The organism is Nocardia sp. NBC_00508 (genome assembly GCF_036346875.1).
Lineage (GTDB): Bacteria > Actinomycetota > Actinomycetes > Mycobacteriales > Mycobacteriaceae > Nocardia.
On record NZ_CP107852.1, the window covers coordinates 1,488,733 to 1,508,056 of the forward strand.

Sequence of the window (19,324 nt, forward strand, 5' to 3'; positions counted from 1 at the left end):
GGCGCCGGACAGATTTTCCTGGATGCCGTCGATGCCCGGTTACCCTACGAACGATGGGACAAACCGGACCGCGGTAGACGCCACTCCATCTCGAATTCCCGCCGCGGGTCGCCAGGGGCCATCGCCCCACTCACGCCCGTCCGCACGAAACCGTTGCGCAGATACAACCGCTCGGCGAAGGTGTTGCGCTCGGCGACCTCCAATCGGACCACGCGGTGGCCACCCGCCGCGGCCCAATCGAGCACCGCGCGGACCAGGCGGTCCGACACCCCGGTCCCCCGTGCCTGCGGCGCCACCCACATCGAAATCAAGTGCACACCATCGCGTTCCGGATCCGGCATGCCCGCGACCGTGCCCAGCTCGACCCCGGCCGACTCGGCCAGGAATTGTGCCCGATCCGCCAGCGCCCGCCGCCAGTCACCTTCGGTGCGGGCCCGCGCCTCGGCAAGGGTGGAACCGAAGAACTGCGGCGTGTCGGCCAATGCCCTGAGCCGGATGCGCCGGAACGCCGCCCATTCGTCCGGCTTGAGAAGCCTGATCTCCGGTGTCGCGACCTCCATCCGGACTTCTCTACCCGGCCGTCGATACCGCGCGCAAAGGATTTGCCGCGTCGCTGTCCGCCGACCGACCTCGCCCAGACCTCGACGGCCATGCCTTCGAGCGCCGCGTGGCGAGCACACTCCACCTTCCTCTCCACCGGACCCGCGTTCAGCGCAGCACGGCTCGCGGTCCGGCCGCAGCGGCCGGATATCCGTCGAGAACACGATCACCCCGACCGGTCGCGGGAACACGGAATCGCTCATCCCATGGCCGGGACGATCCTGGTTTCCCACCAGGGTGGTCTCGTCCGCGGTGCGGCGGGATGGGTGGTCGTCGTGCATGGTCACCTCCACTCAGCCGAGTCTGCGCAGCCCGGCGAACTCCAGCCAGGCGAAGATCGCCACCGCCGCGGCGCCGACGATCAGGAACGCCACGCCGAGACCGGTCAGCGCGAGCACACCCGAACCGGCCAGCCCGAGCATCCCCACCGCCGACAGCGCGTTGACGGCGACAACCGCCTGAGCGTGGCGCGCGGAGATCGCGGGGTACCCGGCGATCAGCAGCAACGCGAGCGCACCGCCCAGCATCGCGACACCGAACGGAATGCTCCACCCGATCGGCAACCCGAGCGGATCGCGCAGCAATGCGGCGCCGGCCACCAGCACCACGCCGAAGATCCCGGTGCTCCAGCCGTCCACCCTGAGCGCGGTACGCAGGAAGGTGGCGTCGTCGCTCCGGCGTTCCAGGGTTGTCGGTCTCATGTCGTCCTCCTGTGGTCGATACGTCGGGACCAACCCTGCTGGCTGGAGGTGAGCGTCTCAATAACCTCGGAGGTCATGGCTGGACGGCGGCGCGGGTGCTTAGCTGGTCGAATGGCATCGGTGGAGACGCGCTCGAGAGTGGGCGGCCTGCTGCGCGAATGGCGGCAGCGGCGCAGGTTGAGTCAGCTGGATCTGGCGCTGGCGGCCGACACCTCGGCGCGTCATCTCTCGTACCTGGAGACCGGGCGCGCCGCGCCGAGCCGGGCGATGGTGCTGCGGCTGTGCGATACGCTGGATGTGCCGCTGCGCGAACGCAATACGCTGCTGCTGGCGGCCGGCTACGCGCCGGCGTATCGGGAGAGCAGCCTCGACGATACGCATCTCAGGTCGGTCCGAGCCGCCCTGGACACCATGCTGAGCGCGCACGAACCCTATCCGGCGGTGGTCGTCGACCGGCTGTGGAACGTGGTGACCGGCAACGCCGCGATGAGCGTGCTGATGGACGGCGTTCCCGCGCACGTGCAGGCGCCGCGCCCGAATGTGTACCGACTGGTGTTGCACCCGGACGGACTCGCGTCCCGGCTGGCCAACCTCACCCAGGTCCGCGCGCTGTTCCTGGAACGACTTGCCAGGCAGGTCAGCGCGAGCGGCGACCACGAGCTGGCGGCGCTGTACGACGAAGTGTCCGGTTACCCGGACCCGCCGGACGCCGCCGACACAGCGGAAGTCGGCGCGCCGCCGGGCCCGTTCGAAGTGCCGATCCGGATCCGCACACCAGCGGGCGAACTGTCGATGTTCAGCACGATGGCCACCTTCGGCGCACCCGCTGACGTCACGCTGTCCGAGCTGGCCATCGAATTGTTCTACCCGCTGGACGAATTCACCGCGGCCGCGCTGCGCGGGCGCGCGGCCGTGGCGAATTCGTGAGTTCCTCAGGCGTCCAGCATGGATTCGTCCCACACCCGGGCCAGGTCGGGATCGGCGGCGGACAGCACCTCGTCCAAGCGCAGCCCCACGTCGCCGATGTTCGGTTCGGTCATCATGTTCAGGTGATCGCCGGGCACCGAGATCACCGAGAACCGGCGGGCCGCGTACTGCTTCCAGCCGTTGTCCGCGCTGTCGAACATGCTGCCGACGGTCTGGTGCGCCAGATCGACGCCTGGCGGCAGCCCCTCGGTGGCGCGCAGCAGGGTGATATCGAGCTGGTAAGGCGCGAGCTCATAGTCCAGCATCGCCGAGTAGTTGGCGTAGAACACCTCGTAGAGCCGCCGGATCGCCTGCGGCGAGCTAGCGGCGGGCAGGATCTCCGACCGCACCGCCTCGGCGAGCATCGCCGCGAACAGCTCCTCGGAACCGTGCACGTCCGGCTCGAAATCGACCAGGGCCGACTGACTTCCGCGCGCGTACCAGAGCAGCTCGAGGAAGAACCACCGGATCAGTTTCTCCTCCGGGATCGGTGTGCGCGCTTGTGCGCGTAGCGCCATCGTGTCCAGCAACGTCACGCTGGACACTTCCTCCTCGGGAAGCTGACGTGCCATCTCCAAGGCGACGTAGCCGCCGAACGACCAGCCCGCCAGGTGATACGGGCCGGTCGGATGCACCCGCCGCACCGCCTCCAGGTACGACTCGGTCATCGCCGCGATCGTCTTCTCCGGCGCACTACCCGGGTCCGCGCCCGCCGCCTGCAGTCCGTACACCGGGCGATCAGGATCCAGGTACCGCACGAGGGTCAAGTAGCACAGCACATTTCCGCCGATCGGGTGCACCAGGAACAGCGGCGGCTTGGTGCCCTCCGCACTGAGCGGCACCAGCGGGTCGAAGGTGCGATGGACATCGCCGCCCGCGCGCACCAGCGTGGCGAGCCCGGCAGCGGTGGGTGCGCTGATGAACGCGTCCAGCGGCACTTCGACCCCCCACCGCCGCGTCAGCGCCATCACCACCCGCATGGCCCCGATCGAGGTCCCGCCCACCGCGAAGAAATCGTCGTCCACGCCGATCGCGCGCAATCCCGCGTACTCGGCGAGCAACTGCACCGCCGACCGCTCGTACTCGTCGGCCGGTTCCCGCTGCGCCGCGACCGAATCCGTGACGTCCTCGCCGTACTCGCGCAGGGTCGCGTCATCACGTTTGCCGCTGGGCGTACGGGGCAGCTCGTCGAGCCAGATGAACCGCGACGGCACCATGTGCGCGGGCAGCACCGCCCGCAGATCGTGCCGCAGCGCGGCCAGATCGGTCTGTTCCGCCGAGCCGACCAAGAACGCGATCAGCGACCCGTCGATACCACCGAAACCGCGGGCCACCACGGCCGCCTCGGTGATGCCGGGGAACTTCTCCACCAGCCCGAGGATGCCCAATTCCACTTCCGCCGGCTCCACCCGGAAACCCCGGATCTTCACCTGGCTGTCGCTGCGGCCCAGGCAGACGATGTCGCCGGAGAATAGTCGGACGCCCAGATCGCCGGTGCGGTACCGGATTCCGCCCGCGTGCGTGGCCACGAACCGCTGGGCGGTGAGTGCGGGCCTGCCCTCGTAGCCGCGCGCGAGGGAACGTCCGCCGAGATAGATCTCGCCGATCACGCCGTCGGGCACCGGGCGAAGTGCGCTGTCGAGCAACTCCACGGTGTCGCCGTCCACGGCTCGGCCGATGGGCGGCAGTGCGGGGAACTCGTCGGCCGGACCGTGCAGCGTGAATGTGGTGGCGACGTGGGATTCAGTGGGGCCGTACTGGTTTTCCAGCACCAGACCCGGAACCACCTTGCACAGCGCGCGGATCTCGTCGGTGATGCGCAGCTGCTCACCGGAGGAGATCAGCACCTTCAGGTCGGTCGGGAACCTCCGCAGAGCCACTGCCGCCTCCGCGAACGCCTGCAACGCCACGTACGGCAGGAACAGTCGTTCGATGCGCTCCTGCACCACGGTCTCGAGCAGTTGCTCGACGTTGGAGCGCAGGTCGGCCGAACTCACCCGCAGGGTGGACCCCGCCGCGAGGGTGGTGAAGATCTCTTGGAACGACACGTCGAAACTCAACGGCGCCAACTGCAACGTGCTGCGCAGTCCGATGCCGGTCGCCGCGCGGATCTGCCAATCCACCAGCGAGGTCAGGCCGCGATGCGGCATCGCGACGCCCTTGGGCTCGCCGGTCGATCCGGAGGTGAACAGCACGTAGGCCACCGCGTCCGGCGAAACCTGGTCGGGCATAGCGACATCCGGCAGTTCTGCCGAGTCGTCGAAGAGCACGGTGGTGTCGAGCACCAAGTCGGCGTCGTCGACGATGTCGCGATAGTCGGCGTCGGCGATCACGCGATGCGGGCGAGCGCGGTCGATCATCAGGTTCAGCCTGGCCCGCGGGTAGCTGACGTCCAAGGGAACGCACGCGGCGCCGATCCTGGTCAGCGCCAGCACGAGCAGGATCAGTTCCGCACGCCGCCCCATCAGGATGCCGACCCGGTCGCCTGGCGACACGCCCAGCCCGACCAGGCGCCGCGCCAGCCGATCGGATCGTTCGATCAGTTCGTCGTAGGTGAGGGATTCGTCGTCGCCGGCCACGGCGATGCCCGCCGGATCGAGCGCGGCGGCCTCGGCCACCAGCGCGCCGACGTCGCGGGCGGCCGCCGGGCCGGCACCGAGGTCGAGCGCGGCGTCGGGGTCTGCCACGATCCCGGCCAGCATGCGCAGCTGGGTGAGTGCCACGGTCTCGCACTGCTCGGCGCTCAGCGTGTGATCGCCGTCGACGCGCAGCCACATCCGGCCGTCGCGCGGGTCGGTCGCCGCGGTCACCAGCAGCTGGAAGTTGGTCTCCTCGCGCACGTCGAAGTCCACCAGACGCACCCCGTCCAGCACGACCATCGGCTGGAAGACGTGGTAGTTGACGAAGTTGAAGGCGGTCTCGAACACCGGTCCGCCGTCGGCGAGGATCGACCGCAGCGGGTAACGACGGTAGGGATAAGCCTCGCGTTCCCGGCGCGCGATCTGCTCGACCGCCGCACGCCACGTGGTCGCGGTGCTGTCCAACCGGATCGGCAGGGTGTTGAGGAACAGCCCGGCCACCCGTTCGGCGCCGGCGCGGTCCGGACGACCGTGCCTGACCACGCCGGTGGTGACGTCCGTGCGACCGGTGAGTGCCCGCAGAGCCAGGCAGTGCGCGGCCAGATAGACCGAGTTCTCGGGGATCTGGTGGCGCGTGGCGAACGCCGACACTCGCTCGGCCAGACGTCGCGGCACCAGCGCCCTCGCTCGCGGTGCTCCGGCGACCGCCGGTTGGTGCGCCCCGAGCGCGGTGAGTGCGGTGGGTTCGGCTCCGGCGAGTGTGGTCAGCCAGTACTCGCGGGCCGCGATGTCGTGCATGCTGCCCTGTTCGGCCTGCGCGTACTCGGCCAGGACGGTCGCCGGATGCGGGGTGGCCTCGATCCTGGTCTGCGTCATACCGAGGTGGCTCAGGTAGTCCAGCAATAGTTCCAGCACCGAGGTGGCGACACTCCAGCCGTCGAGGATGGCGTGGTGGAAGCTCAGGACCAGATCCACCGTACCGACCGGCGCATGGGGGCCAGGGCGGACGAACACCCGGACGGCGAACAGCGGAGCGACCGAGATGTCGTAGTGGGCGTGCGTGCGTTCCTGGAGATAGGACTCGATCAGTTCCTCGCCGTCCCATTCGTCGGTATCGCCGAGGTCGACGATCTCCAGCTCGTAGCGCGGTTCGGCATGCACGATCTGCAGCGGAATCGAGTACCTGCTCAGCTCGAACGACGACCGCAGCGCCGGCTGGCGCCGCACCAGCCGGTCCACGGCGGCACGGAATTCCGGGTCATCCCAGGGAATCTCGAGCCGGTACCGGAACACGTCCTTATAGGTGACCGAGTCGGCCCGCTCGATGCTGTGATACAGCATGCCCAGTTGCAGCGCCGTGGCCGGGAACGCGTCCTCCGCGTGGTGCAGCGCGGCGCGGTCGATCAGCGGCACCGTCGCCAGCGGCGCCACGGCACGCGCGTGGTCGCCGTCGCTCGCGCGCACGACGCGCGCCAGCTCGGCGATGGTCGGCGCCTGGTAAAAGGCGTCCACGTCGAAGGAGAGCCCGGCACGCTCGGCGGCCGTGCGCACGGACAGCGCGAGAATGGAATCGCCGCCGTGCGTGAAGAAGTTGTCGTATATGCCGATCGACTCGACGCCCAGCACCGTGCACCAGACTCGCGCGAGCCGCGCCTCGACGTCGTTGCGCGGCTCACCGCCCGCGATTCGCTCCGCGCCGTGTCCGAGGACGAGCTGTTCGGCGAGCGCACGCCGGTCCAGTTTCCCGTTGCGGGTCAGCGGGATCCGGTCTACCCGGACCAGCCGGGTGGGCACCATATAGCGCGGCAGTCTGGCCGCGATCTGCTCGGCGATCTCCGCCCCGGTCACGTCGGTTCCCACGAAGTAGCCGACCAGCTGCACGCCGTGCGCCTCGGATACTTCGTCCACCACCGCCGCCGCGCGCACCCCGCGGCAACCGAGCATGGCGTTGTGCACCTCACCGAGCGTGACCCGGTTGCCGCGGATCTTCACCTGGTCGTCGAAGCGGCCGAGATACTCGAGGTTGCCGTCCGGCAGCCAGCGCGCCAGGTCGCCGGTGCGGTAGCGCCGCCGGCCCGCCACCGCGCGGTCGTCGACGAAGGCGGCCGCGGTCAGCTCGGGCCTGCCGCGATATCCGCGGGCGACGCCGACGCCCGCGATGTTCAGCTCGCCCGGTACCCCGACCGGCACTCGGCGGCCGGTTTCGTCGAGCACGAGTAGGTCGATGTTGTCGATCGGGCGGCCGATCGGCACCAGGTCGAGCGCGTCGTCTCGGGGGCAGTCGAAATAGGAGACGTCGACCGTGGCCTCGGTCGGGCCGTAGAGGTTCACCAGTTCCGGCGCCGTCGCCCCGGCCGCGGTGAAGACCGCGTGGAATCGGCGCACCAACGCCGGTGGCAAGGCCTCGCCGCTGCAGAACACCCGGCGCAGGCTGCCGATCCGCGCGACCGTCGCGGGGTCGGCCGCCAGCTCGTCGACGAACGCGGCCAGCATGGACGGCACGAAGTGCAGCACGGTCACCGTGTGCGCGGCGATGGCGTCGACGATGCGGCGCGGATCACGCTCGCCGCCCGGCTCCAGCAAGGCCAGCCTGGCACCGGTGATCGCCCACCAGAACAGCTCCCACACCGAGACGTCGAAGGTGACCGGCGTCTTCTGCAGGATCACGTCCTCCGCGTGCAACGGGTAGCGCCGCTGCATCCAGGTCAGCCGGTTCACCACCGACCGGTGCTCGATCATCACGCCTTTGGGTATGCCGGTGGAGCCCGAGGTGTAGATGAGATAACTCAGATCGGCTGGATGTGAGACGTTTTCGACGCCGCGCGCGGGCACGGTATCGGTCACCGCGATCCGGGTGACACCGAGTTTGTCGAACACCGCCTGGTGCTCCGGCCCGGCCGCCACGAAGCGCGCTCCGCAGTCGGCGAGCACGGTTTCGATGCGCGTTGCCGGAAAGTCCGGATCCAACGGCACATACGCGCAACCCGCCCGTAGCGTGCCGAAGATCGCGATGAGCAGCTCCGTCGAGCGCGTCAGCACCACCGGGACGCATTCGTTGCCGGTCACGCCCAGCGCGCGCAGCCGGGCGGCGAATCCATCGGCCAGCGCGGACAGCTCGCCGTAGCGCAGCGCCTGCCTTCCCGACCCCGCGACCGGCTCGATCGCCATCCGGTCCGGATGCTCGGCGGCCACCTCGAGGAACAAGCGGTCGATCGTGGTGTACGGGAACTGCTCGCGCGGACCGGTTTCGAAAGCGGTGACGGCGGCCAGTTCTCGGGCGGGCATCAGCGGCAATGCCGAGATCGGGGCGTCGGGCCGGTCCAGCGCCGCCACCAAGAGCGCGCCGATGCTGCGCACGACCGACTCGAACGGGAAGCTCTCGTCGAAGACATCTCGGTCGTAGTAGAGCTGGAGGTTGAGCGAACCGTCGCGCGCGTGCTCGACGGCGAGGATGTTCAGGGCCTCGAGCACCGTGCCGGGATTGACGATATCGATGGTGCCGAGGATTTTGTCGAGATGATCCGACGACGGCATCTTGATGTAGGAGTATGCCACGTCGAACAGCGGCGGCGCCGTCGGATCGCTGCTGAGCGCACGCGCCAGGTCGCCATACGGAAAACGCTCGTAGCGCTTGAGTTCCCGGATCTGCGCGGCCACCTCGGATGCGACCGCCGACAGCGGCGCGGCCGGGTCGACCCGGATGCGCAGCGGCACCACGTTCGTCCGGTGTCCGGCGGTCCGGAAGGTCTCCGGGTTGTGCCGGTTGAGCATCGGGACGCCGATCACCACCTCCTCCGAACGATGGACCGTGGTCAGATACGCGGCCAGCGCCGAGACGGTGAAGGCGAAGACGGAGAAGCCGGTAGCGCGAATCCGGTCCAGGAACGCGGGTTCCACCACGACGCGACGGCGCCCCCGGTCCACGTTCGGGGTGCTCGGCCGGCCGGAGAAGAGCGCGGGAACCACGCCTTCGAACCGGCGGACCAGCGCGTCGCGGTCGGCGACCCACTGCGCGGAGGACAGGTATTCCTCGTGCTCGGCGGCGATCTTGCGGTAGGTGCGCACGCCGCGGTCGGTCTGCTCGGTGACCGGGTCCGGCTCGGCGAGCAGGTCGAGCGGCAGATCCGAGCGACTGTAGTTGTCCACCAGGGCGGCCCACAGCGCGTTCACACCCCACCCGTCGATCATCGCGTGGTGCATCGCCACGTAGAGATGGAAGTGGTCGGGTCCGTCGACCAGCGCGGCGACCCGGAACGGCCGGCGCGGCGGGGAAGGCGTCACGTTGGCCCGGTTCACCCACTCCCGGCGCGCCGCGGCGGGGTCCGACGCCCAGCTGAGGTCGATCAGCTCGACCTCGGGGAGCTCGTCCGAAACCCATTGCCAGAAACGGCCTTCGGAGAACTCGAAACGCAGCCGCAGCGCGGGGTCACCGAGCAGTGCCCGGCGGACCACGGCTTGCAGCCGCGCCATGTCGAAGGGCTCGTCCAGGAACGCGCAGTAGGCGTTCCGGGTGACCGGCGCCGGGCCGTACCGGAAGGCCACGGACAACACATCTCGTTGATACGCGCTGACCGGCCACGCCTCGGGTCTATGGGGAGTAGCGCTCGGTTCGGATGTCACAGTCACTCCTATCGCGACACTCGCGGCACCGGCTGTGCGCGGATCCAACCAAGCCCCCAGAACGCAAAGCTGCTACCACAGTTATCCAGTTATCGATATCGCGAATCACGGCATCGGCTTTGCCGATGCCGGACTCTGCTGTTCACTTGCGGTGTAGGCGGACGGTCAGCAGGCCGAAAGCAGTGCGCGCACACTCTCATCGGCGAGGCGTTCGGCTCGATCCCGCGACACTGCGGGTTCGACATAGCCGATGTTGAAGGACAGCTCGTTGTGGGTCGCGTTGGCGGTGGCCATGATGAACCCGCTCACAGACATGCCGGAGACGAACTGTGCGCCCTCCAGCTGCCAGGATCCGATCTTGTCCGGGAAGGGGTAGCTGCCCAGGTAGGTCATACAGAGGTGCCCGGGACCGCGGGTGTCCATGAGCTTGACGGTGGACGCGCTGGCGGCCACCGACTTGGGTGCGGCCACCTTCAGCAGGTTCAGGGCGGACAGATGATCGCGCCGATCCATCCGCGCGCCGTACTCGTGCTCGATCTCGGTGGCGATCTCCCACAATGACGCCCATGGCGCGTACTTCGCCGGGGTGGCGATCATGCCCTGATAGGTGCCGACCTCGGTGTCGGCGGCGGCGCCGTCGAGGTGGTCGCGGAAGTTGACCGAGCTGCCGACGGTGTACCAGCTCGCCTTGTCGGTGCCCGCCTCCCTGGCCGCCGCGATCAGCAGCGCCGCGGACAAGACGGCCTGCAAGCCGACGCCGTGGCGCGCGCAGCCCGCGGTGAGCGCGTCGAGCTGGTCGGTGTCGAGGCTGCGATGCACCACCCGGCTGCGCCGCTGCGCGGGTGGGGCCAGCGAGGTGGGCTCCAACCTGCGCGGCCTGCGCAGCTGCGACTTCTGGTCGCGCAGCAGCGAACCCGCGGTGCGCAGCGCGCCGCCCGCACCTTGGAAGCGCGGCGGGAACAGATCCTCCGGACCGGGCCGCACCGGGGCAGGCGCGAACTCGCCCGCTTCCCCGGCAGCAGCGTAGAGCACCTGCTTCGCCACCGACAGCGCGCTCTCGCCATCGGCGATGGCGTAGTGCAGAGTGACGATCAGCTCGTTGGTGCCGTCGGTTTCCTTGATCAGCACCGCCCTGGCCAGCGGCCCGGTGCGCCAATCGAAGGGCTCGCGCAGCTCGACCTCGTCGACCTCGGTCAGCCACGTCGTGCTGTCCTCGGATTCGATCACGCGCAGCGGGATGGGCGCCCGCACCGGAACGAAACGCGGTGCGGTGCCGTCGGGTTCGGCGGCTACGGCGACTCGCAAGAGCGGATGTCGGCGCTGTACGTGGTCCAGGCCGGCCCGGATCTGCTCGACGTCGACCTGCCCGCGGATCCGCACACGCGACAGGATGTGCAGCGGCGCCAGCTGATCGGCGATCCAGTGCCAGCGCTCGACCGGCGACAGCGGGCGCGGCAGCCGCGCGCTCGGCCCGTCCAGCGGCGGGAACGACATCGGCTTGGCGAGCTCGCGCAGGAAGAATTCGGTGGGCGCGTGCCGGAAGTAGGTGTCGCGCACCCGGACCAGACGCGGGTCGGTGGTCTGCTCGATCTTGGCGAGCGAGGCCGAACCGTTGACGAACATGGCGGTGCGATCGGCACGCAGCTGCTCGTAACGGCGCAGGCCCGCGACGGGATCCAGGGTGTTGCGCAGCGCGTTCGCCAGCACCACCGCGTCCTCGATGGCGGAGTTGGCGCCCTGGCCGAGGCTGGGCAGCATCGGGTGCGCCGCGTCGCCGAGCAGGGTCACCCGGCCACGGCCCCACTGCGGCAGCGGCGGGCGGTCCTGGGCGGGCACGGCGAGGATCGCGGACTCGTCGGTCTGCTCGATGCAGGCGCGCACCTCCGGCGCCCAGTCGGCGTACAGGCGCAGCAGGTCTTCCTTGCCGCCGCACCAGTTCGCGGCCTCGTCGGCGGGCAGGGTCTGGGTGCCCCACCAGTACACCCGGCCGTGACCGATGTCGTGGATGCCGAAACGCATTCCGGTGCCCCAGAAGTGCGCCGACAGGCCGCGCGCGACATTGCGGTGCTCGAACGGGATGCAGGCCAGCCAGCACACGAAATTGCCCGGCCGCGGCTCGGCGCGACCGTGCAGCTGGGCGCGCACCATGGAGTGGATGCCGTCGGCGCCGACGAGCAGATCGCCCTCGGCGACCCGGCCGTCGGCGAACTCGACGCGCACGTGCTCGCCGTCGTCGACGAACCGGGTGGCTTGCGCGGCAACGAAAGTCGGCGTGTCGCCGATCGCGCGCAGCAACACGTCGTGCAGATCGCTGCGGTGCAGCGCCACGGCGGGCGCGCCGAGCTGGGCATCGAGCCGGTGTACCGGAAGTACCCGGATCGGGCTGCCGTCGGGATCGCAGAAGCGGAAGGTCTCGACCCGGCCGCCGCGTTCGAGCAGTTGCTCGTCGAGGCCGAGCCCGAGGGTGCGCAAAGCGTTGATTCCATTGGCCTGCACCGAAAGACCGAAGCCTTGGGCGCGCAGCTCGGGGCCCGATTCGTATAGTTCGACGCCGAAACCCGCGTGCCGCAGCGCGGCCGCGGTGGTGAGCCCTCCGATCCCCGCCCCCAGAACGACAACTTTGATCGGACTGCTCATCGAACCTGCACTCTCTCGAACTACGCGACAGCACAAGCGCTTCCCGCCGCGCGCGGCCTACGGGCGGCGCTGCCCGCGAACCGCCGTCCCCCTTAGTGACACCGATCGAGGGCACACAGTGTCGACCCCGACCAGGCAGGCAGGGTAGGACGCCTGTGCCTGACGCTGGGGAAGCCTACCCCTACTCGACGCGCGTGGCAGAGTCGAAGTGAGATTCACCGCATCCCGCGAATGTGAAACGCAAACATGTTGCAATAGGGCATAATTCGCCATCCACCCACCGCGTTCGCCCTCGTCCCGAGGGGTTTCGGCGCCCTCACAGATACGACGTGTCGTTCACCAGACGCACCGATGATCCGCCATCGGGATAGAACTCCGCTATGGATAGCGACGCCAGATCCAGATGCAATCGGTACAGCAGGGACGGACCGGCATCGAGTGCCAGTTGCAGCAGCGTCTTGATCGGGGTCACGTGACTTACCACAACCACGTTCGCGCCGGGATACCGTTCGGTCAGATCGCGACGGGCCGCGTCCACCCGCTCTCGAACCTGATCGAAGCTCTCCCCGCCGGGCGCGGCGATAGCGGAGTCGCCGATCCAGCGGGTGTGCAGATCGGGATCGCGCTGCGCGGCCTCGGCGAAGGTCAGGCCCTCCCACGCGCCGAAATCGGTCTCGATCAGACCGTCGTGTATCTCGGCGGGCACACCGAGGGCGGTTGCCGCGGCCTCCGCGGTCTCCTTGGCCCGGCCGAGCGGAGAGCTGACCACGGCGGCGATACCGCCTTTGGCGGAAAGCATTTTCGCGGCCCTGGCGGCCTGTTCCCGCCCCAGCGAGGTGAGCGGCGGATTGCCGCGACCGGAATACCGGCGCTCCAGCGACAGCTCGGTCTGGCCGTGGCGCAACAGCAACAACCGGGTGGGACGCCCGGTGGCACGGGTCCAGCCAGGGCCGTGTCGCGCGGGCTCGGCCTGCGCCGCGCCCGCGTCCCTGGCCTCGTCGATCCAGCTCGGCAGCTCGTGCTCGGTGACCGCGAGCGCCGGGTCGGCGGCCTCGGTCGACCGCGCGGACGCCGGTGTCGCGGGAACCTCGCCGACCAGGGTGGCGTCGTCCATGGCCTCGTTCGCCAGTCGATCGGCGTGCGCGTTCTGGGCGCGGGGAATCCAGGTGAAACGCACTTGTGCGAACCCGGCGGCCAGTCTGCGGGCCCGGTCGGCGAGCGGAATCATGGCCGCGTGCTTGACTTTCCATCGGCCGGTCATCTGCTCGACCACCAGCTTGGAATCCATTCGCACGTCGACGGATTCGGCGCCGAGTTCCGCCGCCGCCTCCAATCCGGCGATCAGCCCACGATATTCCGCGACGTTGTTGGTGGCGGTGCCGAGGAACTCCCGGCGTTCGGCGAGCACCCTGAGGTGATCTGCGTCGTAGACCACCGCGCCGTACCCGGCCGGACCCGGATTGCCGCGGGAGCCGCCGTCGGCCTCGACGATCACCTCTGGGTAGGTCATCGCCGCACGCGCTCGACGCCCGATCGGGGGGCGCTCCCGACTCCACCTCGCCGGCCCTCGCTCACGACTCCACCTCGCCGGCGCTCGGTTCCGTCGTGCGCGAGGGCGCGCTGTATCCTCGGTTCACTCGCTGACGCTCGCTCACAGCCCCGATTCCTTGGTCCGGACCAGGATCGCTCCGCACTCCGGGCAGCGCACTACCACGTCGGGGGCGGTCTTGGCGATCCGCGCGATCTCGCCGCGATCGAGTTCGATGCGGCACGCGCCGCAGCGGCGTGCCTGCAACAGCGCGGCGCCCACACCGTGCTGTTCCCGCTGGCGGTCGTAGATCGCGAGCACTTCGGCGGGCAGCTTCGCGATCACACCCGCGCGATCGGTATCGCAACGGTCCTGCGCCACATCCAGATCCGCGACCGCCTCGTCGCGCCGGCGCCGCGCGGCGGCCAGATCCGCCTCGGTCTTGCTCAGCCGGGCGCCCGCGTGCTCATGGTCGGCGGCGGAGGCCTCGCGCCGTTCCATCACCTCGAGCAGTTCGTCCTCCAGCACCGAGCGGCGGCGCTCCAGGCTGCCCAGCTCGTGCTGGATCTCCGAAAGCTGCTTGGCGTTCACCGTTCCGGCGGTGAGCATTCCTTTGTCGCGGTCCTCGCGCTTGCGCACCGCCTCGACCTCGCCCTCCAGCTTGCGGATATCGCGGTCGAGGTCGTCCAGCACGATCTCCACGGCCACCGCGGCGTCGGAGTGGGTGTTGCGCTCGGCCTCCAGCCGAACGACCTCCTGCTGCTCGGGCAGCACGGTGCGGCGGTGCGCGATCCGGGTCAGCTCGGCGTCGATGGCGGCGAGCCGGAGCAGCCCGGCCTGGATCGTGGGTTCGACATTCAACGCGGACAAACTCCTGGATGGGTGGACGGGACTGGTGTTCAACCGTACCGCGCCGCATCGGTGGCCCGGTGTAATGGGCGCAGCCGGAGGTAAGTCCCCAGCCGCAGCGGGCCGGGCGAAGGCGAGGCGGCCGCCTAATTGCCGACGGCGCGGGTCTTGATGGCGTCGCGGGAGATGTAGACGTCGTATTCGCCGGGTACCGCGATCACCGCGTTGCCGTAGGCGGAGCGCACGAACGGCTGGGTCCACCAGCGGCCCGCGCGCATGTCGGCGAAGAAGTCCTGGTCGCCGTCGCCGAGGAAGATCTGGTTCTGCCTGGTCGCGACGCCGTCGAGGCGCTGGCCGTACAGTCGGCTGATCCGGTAGCCGGAGTGGAAGCCGAGGGCGTTCACCCAGGGTTCCAGTTCGACGATGCCCGCTTGCAGCACCCACATGTCGCCCTCGACCCGGTAGGTCGTGCGCTGTTCGGCGTGGTCGTCGTCGCCGTAGAGGGTGAGGTCGACCTCGAGCTGGTGCTCTTGCCCCGGCACCGGCGCGGCCACCACATGCGCCGCCTTGATCTCCCCGGTCAGTCCCAGATACGTCTGCAGCAGGGTCGCGATCCACAGCAGCACCGCAGCGACCAGCAGCAGCGCGAACCCGCCTGCCCCGCGCGCGAGCAGCGCCCGCATCCCCACCCGGCGCGCCGCGATCAGGCCGGAAACGATCAGCGCGACACCGACCAACAGCAGCAGGATCAGGCCGATCTGTACCAGCCCGAAATCAACCGGGAAGCTCATGCGGTAGTTGTACCCCGGGCGAACTGCCCGATTCACCCAAACCGCCCACCCTGTTCCGGTCCGGCGCCGACACGCCCCGACACGCCGTGAGCGTTGCCGGTCCGTCGCCGGGGCAAGGGCATTGAACCCGCCTACGCCGAATTCGACCAGCGGCGTGGCGGATCCCTGCGCAAGCTACCGCCTCCACGCCCATTCCCCTCGGCCGAATTCGCTCGGCGCCGCTCCGGGTCACCCGGCTGCGCCGGCTGCCGCGTCCGCGCCGGTCCCTCGCGCCGCATCAGATCTGCGGCGTTCTCGTGTCGTGCGGTGACTACGCGACCGACCGCGCCCCTCGCGCGATCAGTGGGACGCGCCCACCGTCCACGGGTCGGTGCGCAGCGTGGACACCCTCGTCTCCAGGTCGGGCAGCGCGGCCAGGACGATCGATTCCGCCTGTGCGCACCAAGGGAATTCGGTCGCCCAGTGCGCGGCGTCGACCAGCGCGGGGCCGCCCTTGCGCAGATGTTCGTCGACCGGGTGGTGGCGCAGGTCGGCGGTGACGTAGGCGTCGACGCGGAGGCGGGTCGCCGCGTTCAGGTAGGAGTCACCTGCGCCGCCGCAGACGGCGACGGTGCGGATCGCGCGGTCCGGGTCTCCCGCGGCGCGCACACCCCATGCGGTGGGCGGGAGCGCGCTCGCGACGCGATCGGTGAAGGCACGCAACGATTCCGGTTCCGGCAGGGTGCCGATCCGGCCGATGCCGAGTGACGAGGGCAGCAAGGCCCGTTCGCTGACGTGATAGGCCGGGCTCTCGTAAGGATGGGCCGCGAGCAGCGCTGCGAGCACCGCCGAGCGCGCCGCGGGCGGGGCGACCACCTCGAGGCGGTCCTCCTCGACGCGCTGGAGTTCGCCGCGAGCGCCGTGTGCCGGACTCGCCTCGGCCATCGGCCGGAACTGCCCCGTCGCAGGCATCCGCAACGCGCAGTCGCGATAGTTCCCGCTGCCGCCCGCGCCTGCGGCGAAAAGGGCGGCAAGCACAGTGTCCGTATGCGTGCGTGGCACCTGGACCACCCAGTTGTCCATGGCGGACTCGGGCTTCGCGTCCAGCGGGCCGGTCACGGTGAGCCCGAGGGCCGCGGCGAGCGCGTCCGAGACGCCGGGATCGGCGGAGTCAGCGTTGGTATGCGCGGTGAACAGCGCGCACCCGGAGCGGATGAGCCGGTGCAGCAGCGCGCCTTTCGGCGTGTTCGCTGCGACGGTGTCGACGCCGCGCAGCAGCAGCGGATGATGCACGACGAGGGCTCGAGCGCGCCAGTCGATCGCCTCGTCGACCACGGCAGCGGTGGCGTCGACCGCGAACAGCACGCGGCTCAGCTCCTCGGCCGGATCTCCGCAGACCAGCCCGACCGAGTCCCACGACTCGGCCAGCGCGGGCGGGTAGGCCGCGTCGAGCACCGCGATGAGATCCGCCAGCGTGGTCATCGTCCACCTTCCTTTGCTTCACTCATGCTCTGCCCCACGCTGATCACACACCTGCCGATCGGATCGCGGCGACCAGCCGGTCGACCTCGTCGGCGCCGCGGACCGCGACACGCAGATGGTCCGGACCGAGACCGGGGAAGGTATCGGCGCGGCGAACCGCGATCTCTCGGTCGGCCAGGTGTTTGCGAAGCAGTGCACCGTCCGCGACGCGCAGCAGCAGGAACGTGCCGTCGGCTGGGGTATGGACGTGGACGCCGAGGCGGGTCAGCCGTTCGATCATCGCGGTGCGATCCAGGACCAGAGTCTCGGCGCGCCGGTCGGCCTCGGCCACGGCCGCGGGTCCGGCCGTCGCGGTGATCGCCTCCAGCTGCAAGGTGCCCAGCGGCCAGTGGGCACGTCCGTGGTCGAGGCGCGCCAGGAGGTCGGCGGAGCCGAGAAAGTATCCGCAGCGCAGGCCCGCCAGAGCCCATGTCTTGGTCAGGCTGCGCAGCACCAGGAGATCCGGTGCGGGGTCGGCGGCGAGTGACTCGGGCTCGCCCGGCACCGCGTCGGCGAAGGCTTCGTCGACGAGGATGGTGCGGCCCGGCCTGCGCAGGGCTCGGATGGCATCGGCCGGGTGCAGTACCGAGGTCGGGTTCGTCGGGTTGCCGAGCACCACCAGATCGGCCTCGGCGGGCACCGCGGTGGGATCGAGCAGGTAGGGCGGTTCCAGAACCACCCTGGTCACCGGGACACCCGCGTCGCGCAGCGCGAGTTCGGGCTCGGTGAACGACGGATGCACCACCGCGGCCAGGCGCGGCGCGAGGCGGGGCAGCAGCGCGAACCCCTCCGCCGCGCCCGCGAGCAACAGCACCTCGTCGGGAGTCCGCCGGTGCCGGGCCGCGACCGCGCGGCGGGCGGCATCGGCTTCCTCGGCGCTCGGATAACGCCCCAAGTCGGACAGCCGGGCGGCCAAGCGCTGCCGCAGCCACTCCGGCGGGGCGACACCCTGGACGTTCACCGCGAAATCGAGCATGCCCGGACGCACCTCCACGTCGCCATGGTGGCGCAGTTTCGCGCGATCGACGCGGTCCTCGGACACGAGATCACACCCTACGTGGCGGACCGGTAGCGGCACCGGCCAGAATGGCAGTCGTGGGTCAGCTGCACGTCTCGTTCGTCTGTACCGGCAACATCTGCCGTTCTCCGATGGCGGAAAAGATCTTCGCCGTGCATTTGTACCGGGCGGGACTGGCCAACCGCGTCCGGGTGAGCAGCGCGGGCACCGGGTCGTGGCACGTCGGCGACGACGCCGACCCGCGAACCACCGCGACGCTGCGCAAGTACGGCTACCCGACCGGCCACATCGCCGCCGCGTTCGGCGCCGAACACCTCGACGCCGATCTGGTCATCGCGTTGGACCACTCGCACCAGCGGGAACTCGCCCGCCTCGGCGTCGCGCCGCAGCGGCTGCGGTTGCTGCGGACCTTCGATCCCGCCGCCGACGGCCAGGACGTCGCCGACCCCTACTACGGCGACGCGGCGGACTTCGAACTCGTGCGCGACCAGATCGAGGCGGCGGTCCCCGGCCTGCTCGACTGGGTGCGCGTCGAACTGGCCGATCTCCACCCTGTCCCAGACGGACGAGCCTGATGCGCAGGCTCACCTTCCTGTTCCGCCCCAGCTGGCTGATCCTGGCCGTGCTGGTCGCCGCATTCGCCTACCTGTGCTTCACCGTGCTCGCGCCGTGGCAGCTCGGCAAGAACACGGCCACCTCACACCGCAATCAGCTGATCGCCGACTCGGTGAAGGCCGCCCCGGTGGATGTCGCCGCAGTGCTCTCCGACCCCGCCGACGCCACCCATGTCGAGTGGCGGCGCGTCACCGCCTCCGGCAGTTATGTACCGGACTCGACGGTGCTGGTACGGCTGCGTCACCTCGACGGCGCCCCCGGCTACGCGGTCCTCGCGACGTTCCGGCTGGACGACGGACGCGTGCTGCTCGTCGATCGCGGGCTGGTATCGGCGGTCGAGGGATCCCGCCCGCCGCAGGTTCCCGACCCGCCTGCCGGGCCGCAGCGCATCGAAGCCCGGGTCCGGATGTCCGAGGGAGTCACGCCGGGCAAGGACCCGAGCCTCCAGGACGGCTACCGCCAGGTGTACTCCATCGACACCACCCAGGAATCGGCTGTCCTGCAACAGCCCCTCACCCCGCTCCCGACCGGCGAACGCGGCGGCTATCTGCAGCTGAGCGAGAACCAACCCGGCGCCTTCACCCCGACCCCACTCCCCCAGCTCGACGCGGGCCCGTACCTGTCCTACGGCCTCCAATGGCTCGCCTTCGGCATCATGGCCCCACTCGGCCTCGGCTACTTCGTCTACGCCGAGATCCGGGAACGGAGGAAGGAAAAGGCTTCCGCCGCGACGACAACTCGCGGCGCGACGACTTCCGCCGAGGCGGCTCCCGCCGAAGCAACTCCGCCTTCCTCGTCCGACGCCACCGCGCCGACCACCGAGGCCCGGCTCGCCGACCGCTACGGCCGCAGCCGCGGCTGAACCCGGACCGGCCACCCCCGCGCGCGAGCACGCCCCACAGAGCCGCATGGTGTAAACC

At 69.9% G+C, this 19,324-nt stretch carries 12 protein-coding genes; 3 read left to right on the top strand and 9 right to left on the bottom strand.

The genetic code is table 11. The features are described 5' to 3' along the window. Positions 1-44 precede the first annotated feature (44 nt). A complete protein-coding gene (locus OHA40_RS06605) occupies positions 45-560 on the bottom strand; it encodes a GNAT family N-acetyltransferase (RefSeq protein ID WP_330232181.1) in 516 nt (171 codons plus the stop codon). A gap of 333 nt (positions 561-893) precedes the next feature. Then, on the bottom strand, positions 894-1,301 hold the full coding sequence (locus tag OHA40_RS06610; RefSeq protein ID WP_330232182.1) for a hypothetical protein: 408 nt from the start codon (positions 1,299-1,301) through the stop codon (positions 894-896). A gap of 111 nt (positions 1,302-1,412) precedes the next feature. On the opposite strand from OHA40_RS06610, the gene OHA40_RS06615 reads away from it, so the two are divergent. Then, entirely contained in the window at positions 1,413-2,228 is an 816-nt protein-coding gene (locus OHA40_RS06615) for a helix-turn-helix domain-containing protein (RefSeq protein WP_330232183.1), read from the top strand. A 5-nt stretch (positions 2,229-2,233) separates the two neighbouring features. Here the strand turns inward: OHA40_RS06615 and OHA40_RS06620 are convergent, their stop codons facing one another. The 7 genes from OHA40_RS06620 to cobC form a co-directional block, all read right to left on the bottom strand. Then, positions 2,234-9,466, bottom strand: a complete 7,233-nt coding sequence (locus OHA40_RS06620) for an amino acid adenylation domain-containing protein (RefSeq protein ID WP_330232184.1) — start codon at positions 9,464-9,466, stop codon at positions 2,234-2,236. A 165-nt stretch (positions 9,467-9,631) separates the two neighbouring features. Further along, a complete protein-coding gene (locus tag OHA40_RS06625) occupies positions 9,632-12,103 on the bottom strand; it encodes an FAD-dependent monooxygenase (protein ID WP_330232185.1) in 2,472 nt (823 codons plus the stop codon). A gap of 316 nt (positions 12,104-12,419) precedes the next feature. Next, on the bottom strand, positions 12,420-13,613 hold the full coding sequence (locus OHA40_RS06630; protein WP_330232186.1) for a bifunctional RNase H/acid phosphatase: 1,194 nt from the start codon (positions 13,611-13,613) through the stop codon (positions 12,420-12,422). 141 nt (positions 13,614-13,754) lie between these two features. Further along, the gene (locus OHA40_RS06635; protein ID WP_330232187.1) at positions 13,755-14,492 is read right to left on the bottom strand and encodes a zinc ribbon domain-containing protein; all 738 of its coding nucleotides are present in this window, start codon (positions 14,490-14,492) and stop codon (positions 13,755-13,757) included. Positions 14,493-14,626: 134 nt separating this feature from the next. Further along, complete coding sequence (locus OHA40_RS06640) at positions 14,627-15,271, bottom strand: hypothetical protein (RefSeq protein ID WP_330232188.1); 645 nt, start codon at positions 15,269-15,271, stop codon at positions 14,627-14,629. Positions 15,272-15,610: 339 nt separating this feature from the next. Beyond that, positions 15,611-16,732, bottom strand: a complete 1,122-nt coding sequence (locus OHA40_RS06645; protein ID WP_330232189.1) for a Nif3-like dinuclear metal center hexameric protein — start codon at positions 16,730-16,732, stop codon at positions 15,611-15,613. A gap of 43 nt (positions 16,733-16,775) precedes the next feature. Then, the gene (gene cobC / locus OHA40_RS06650) at positions 16,776-17,813 is read right to left on the bottom strand and encodes an Rv2231c family pyridoxal phosphate-dependent protein CobC (protein WP_330232190.1); all 1,038 of its coding nucleotides are present in this window, start codon (positions 17,811-17,813) and stop codon (positions 16,776-16,778) included. A 44-nt stretch (positions 17,814-17,857) separates the two neighbouring features. Between cobC and OHA40_RS06655 the strand changes: the two genes are divergently transcribed. Then, positions 17,858-18,364, top strand: a complete 507-nt coding sequence (locus OHA40_RS06655; protein WP_330232191.1) for a low molecular weight protein-tyrosine-phosphatase — start codon at positions 17,858-17,860, stop codon at positions 18,362-18,364. Beyond that, positions 18,364-19,266: an SURF1 family cytochrome oxidase biogenesis protein gene (locus OHA40_RS06660; RefSeq protein WP_330232192.1), complete on the top strand. Its 903-nt coding sequence runs from the start codon at positions 18,364-18,366 to the stop codon at positions 19,264-19,266. Before OHA40_RS06655 ends, OHA40_RS06660 begins: the two co-directional genes overlap by 1 nt. The last annotated feature ends 58 nt before the right edge of the window (positions 19,267-19,324 follow it).

Coding starts and splice junctions, on each gene's coding strand:
- OHA40_RS06605 (WP_330232181.1), bottom strand. CDS start 560: ATGGAGGTCGCGACACCGGAGATCAGGCTTCTCAAGCCGGACGAATGG.
- OHA40_RS06610 (WP_330232182.1), bottom strand. CDS start 1,301: ATGAGACCGACAACCCTGGAACGCCGGAGCGACGACGCCACCTTCCTG.
- OHA40_RS06615 (WP_330232183.1), top strand. CDS start 1,413: ATGGCATCGGTGGAGACGCGCTCGAGAGTGGGCGGCCTGCTGCGCGAA.
- OHA40_RS06625 (WP_330232185.1), bottom strand. CDS start 12,103: ATGAGCAGTCCGATCAAAGTTGTCGTTCTGGGGGCGGGGATCGGAGGG.
- OHA40_RS06630 (WP_330232186.1), bottom strand. CDS start 13,613: ATGACCTACCCAGAGGTGATCGTCGAGGCCGACGGCGGCTCCCGCGGC.
- OHA40_RS06640 (WP_330232188.1), bottom strand. CDS start 15,271: ATGAGCTTCCCGGTTGATTTCGGGCTGGTACAGATCGGCCTGATCCTG.
- OHA40_RS06645 (WP_330232189.1), bottom strand. CDS start 16,732: ATGACCACGCTGGCGGATCTCATCGCGGTGCTCGACGCGGCCTACCCG.
- OHA40_RS06655 (WP_330232191.1), top strand. CDS start 17,858: ATGGCAGTCGTGGGTCAGCTGCACGTCTCGTTCGTCTGTACCGGCAAC.
- OHA40_RS06660 (WP_330232192.1), top strand. CDS start 18,364: ATGCGCAGGCTCACCTTCCTGTTCCGCCCCAGCTGGCTGATCCTGGCC.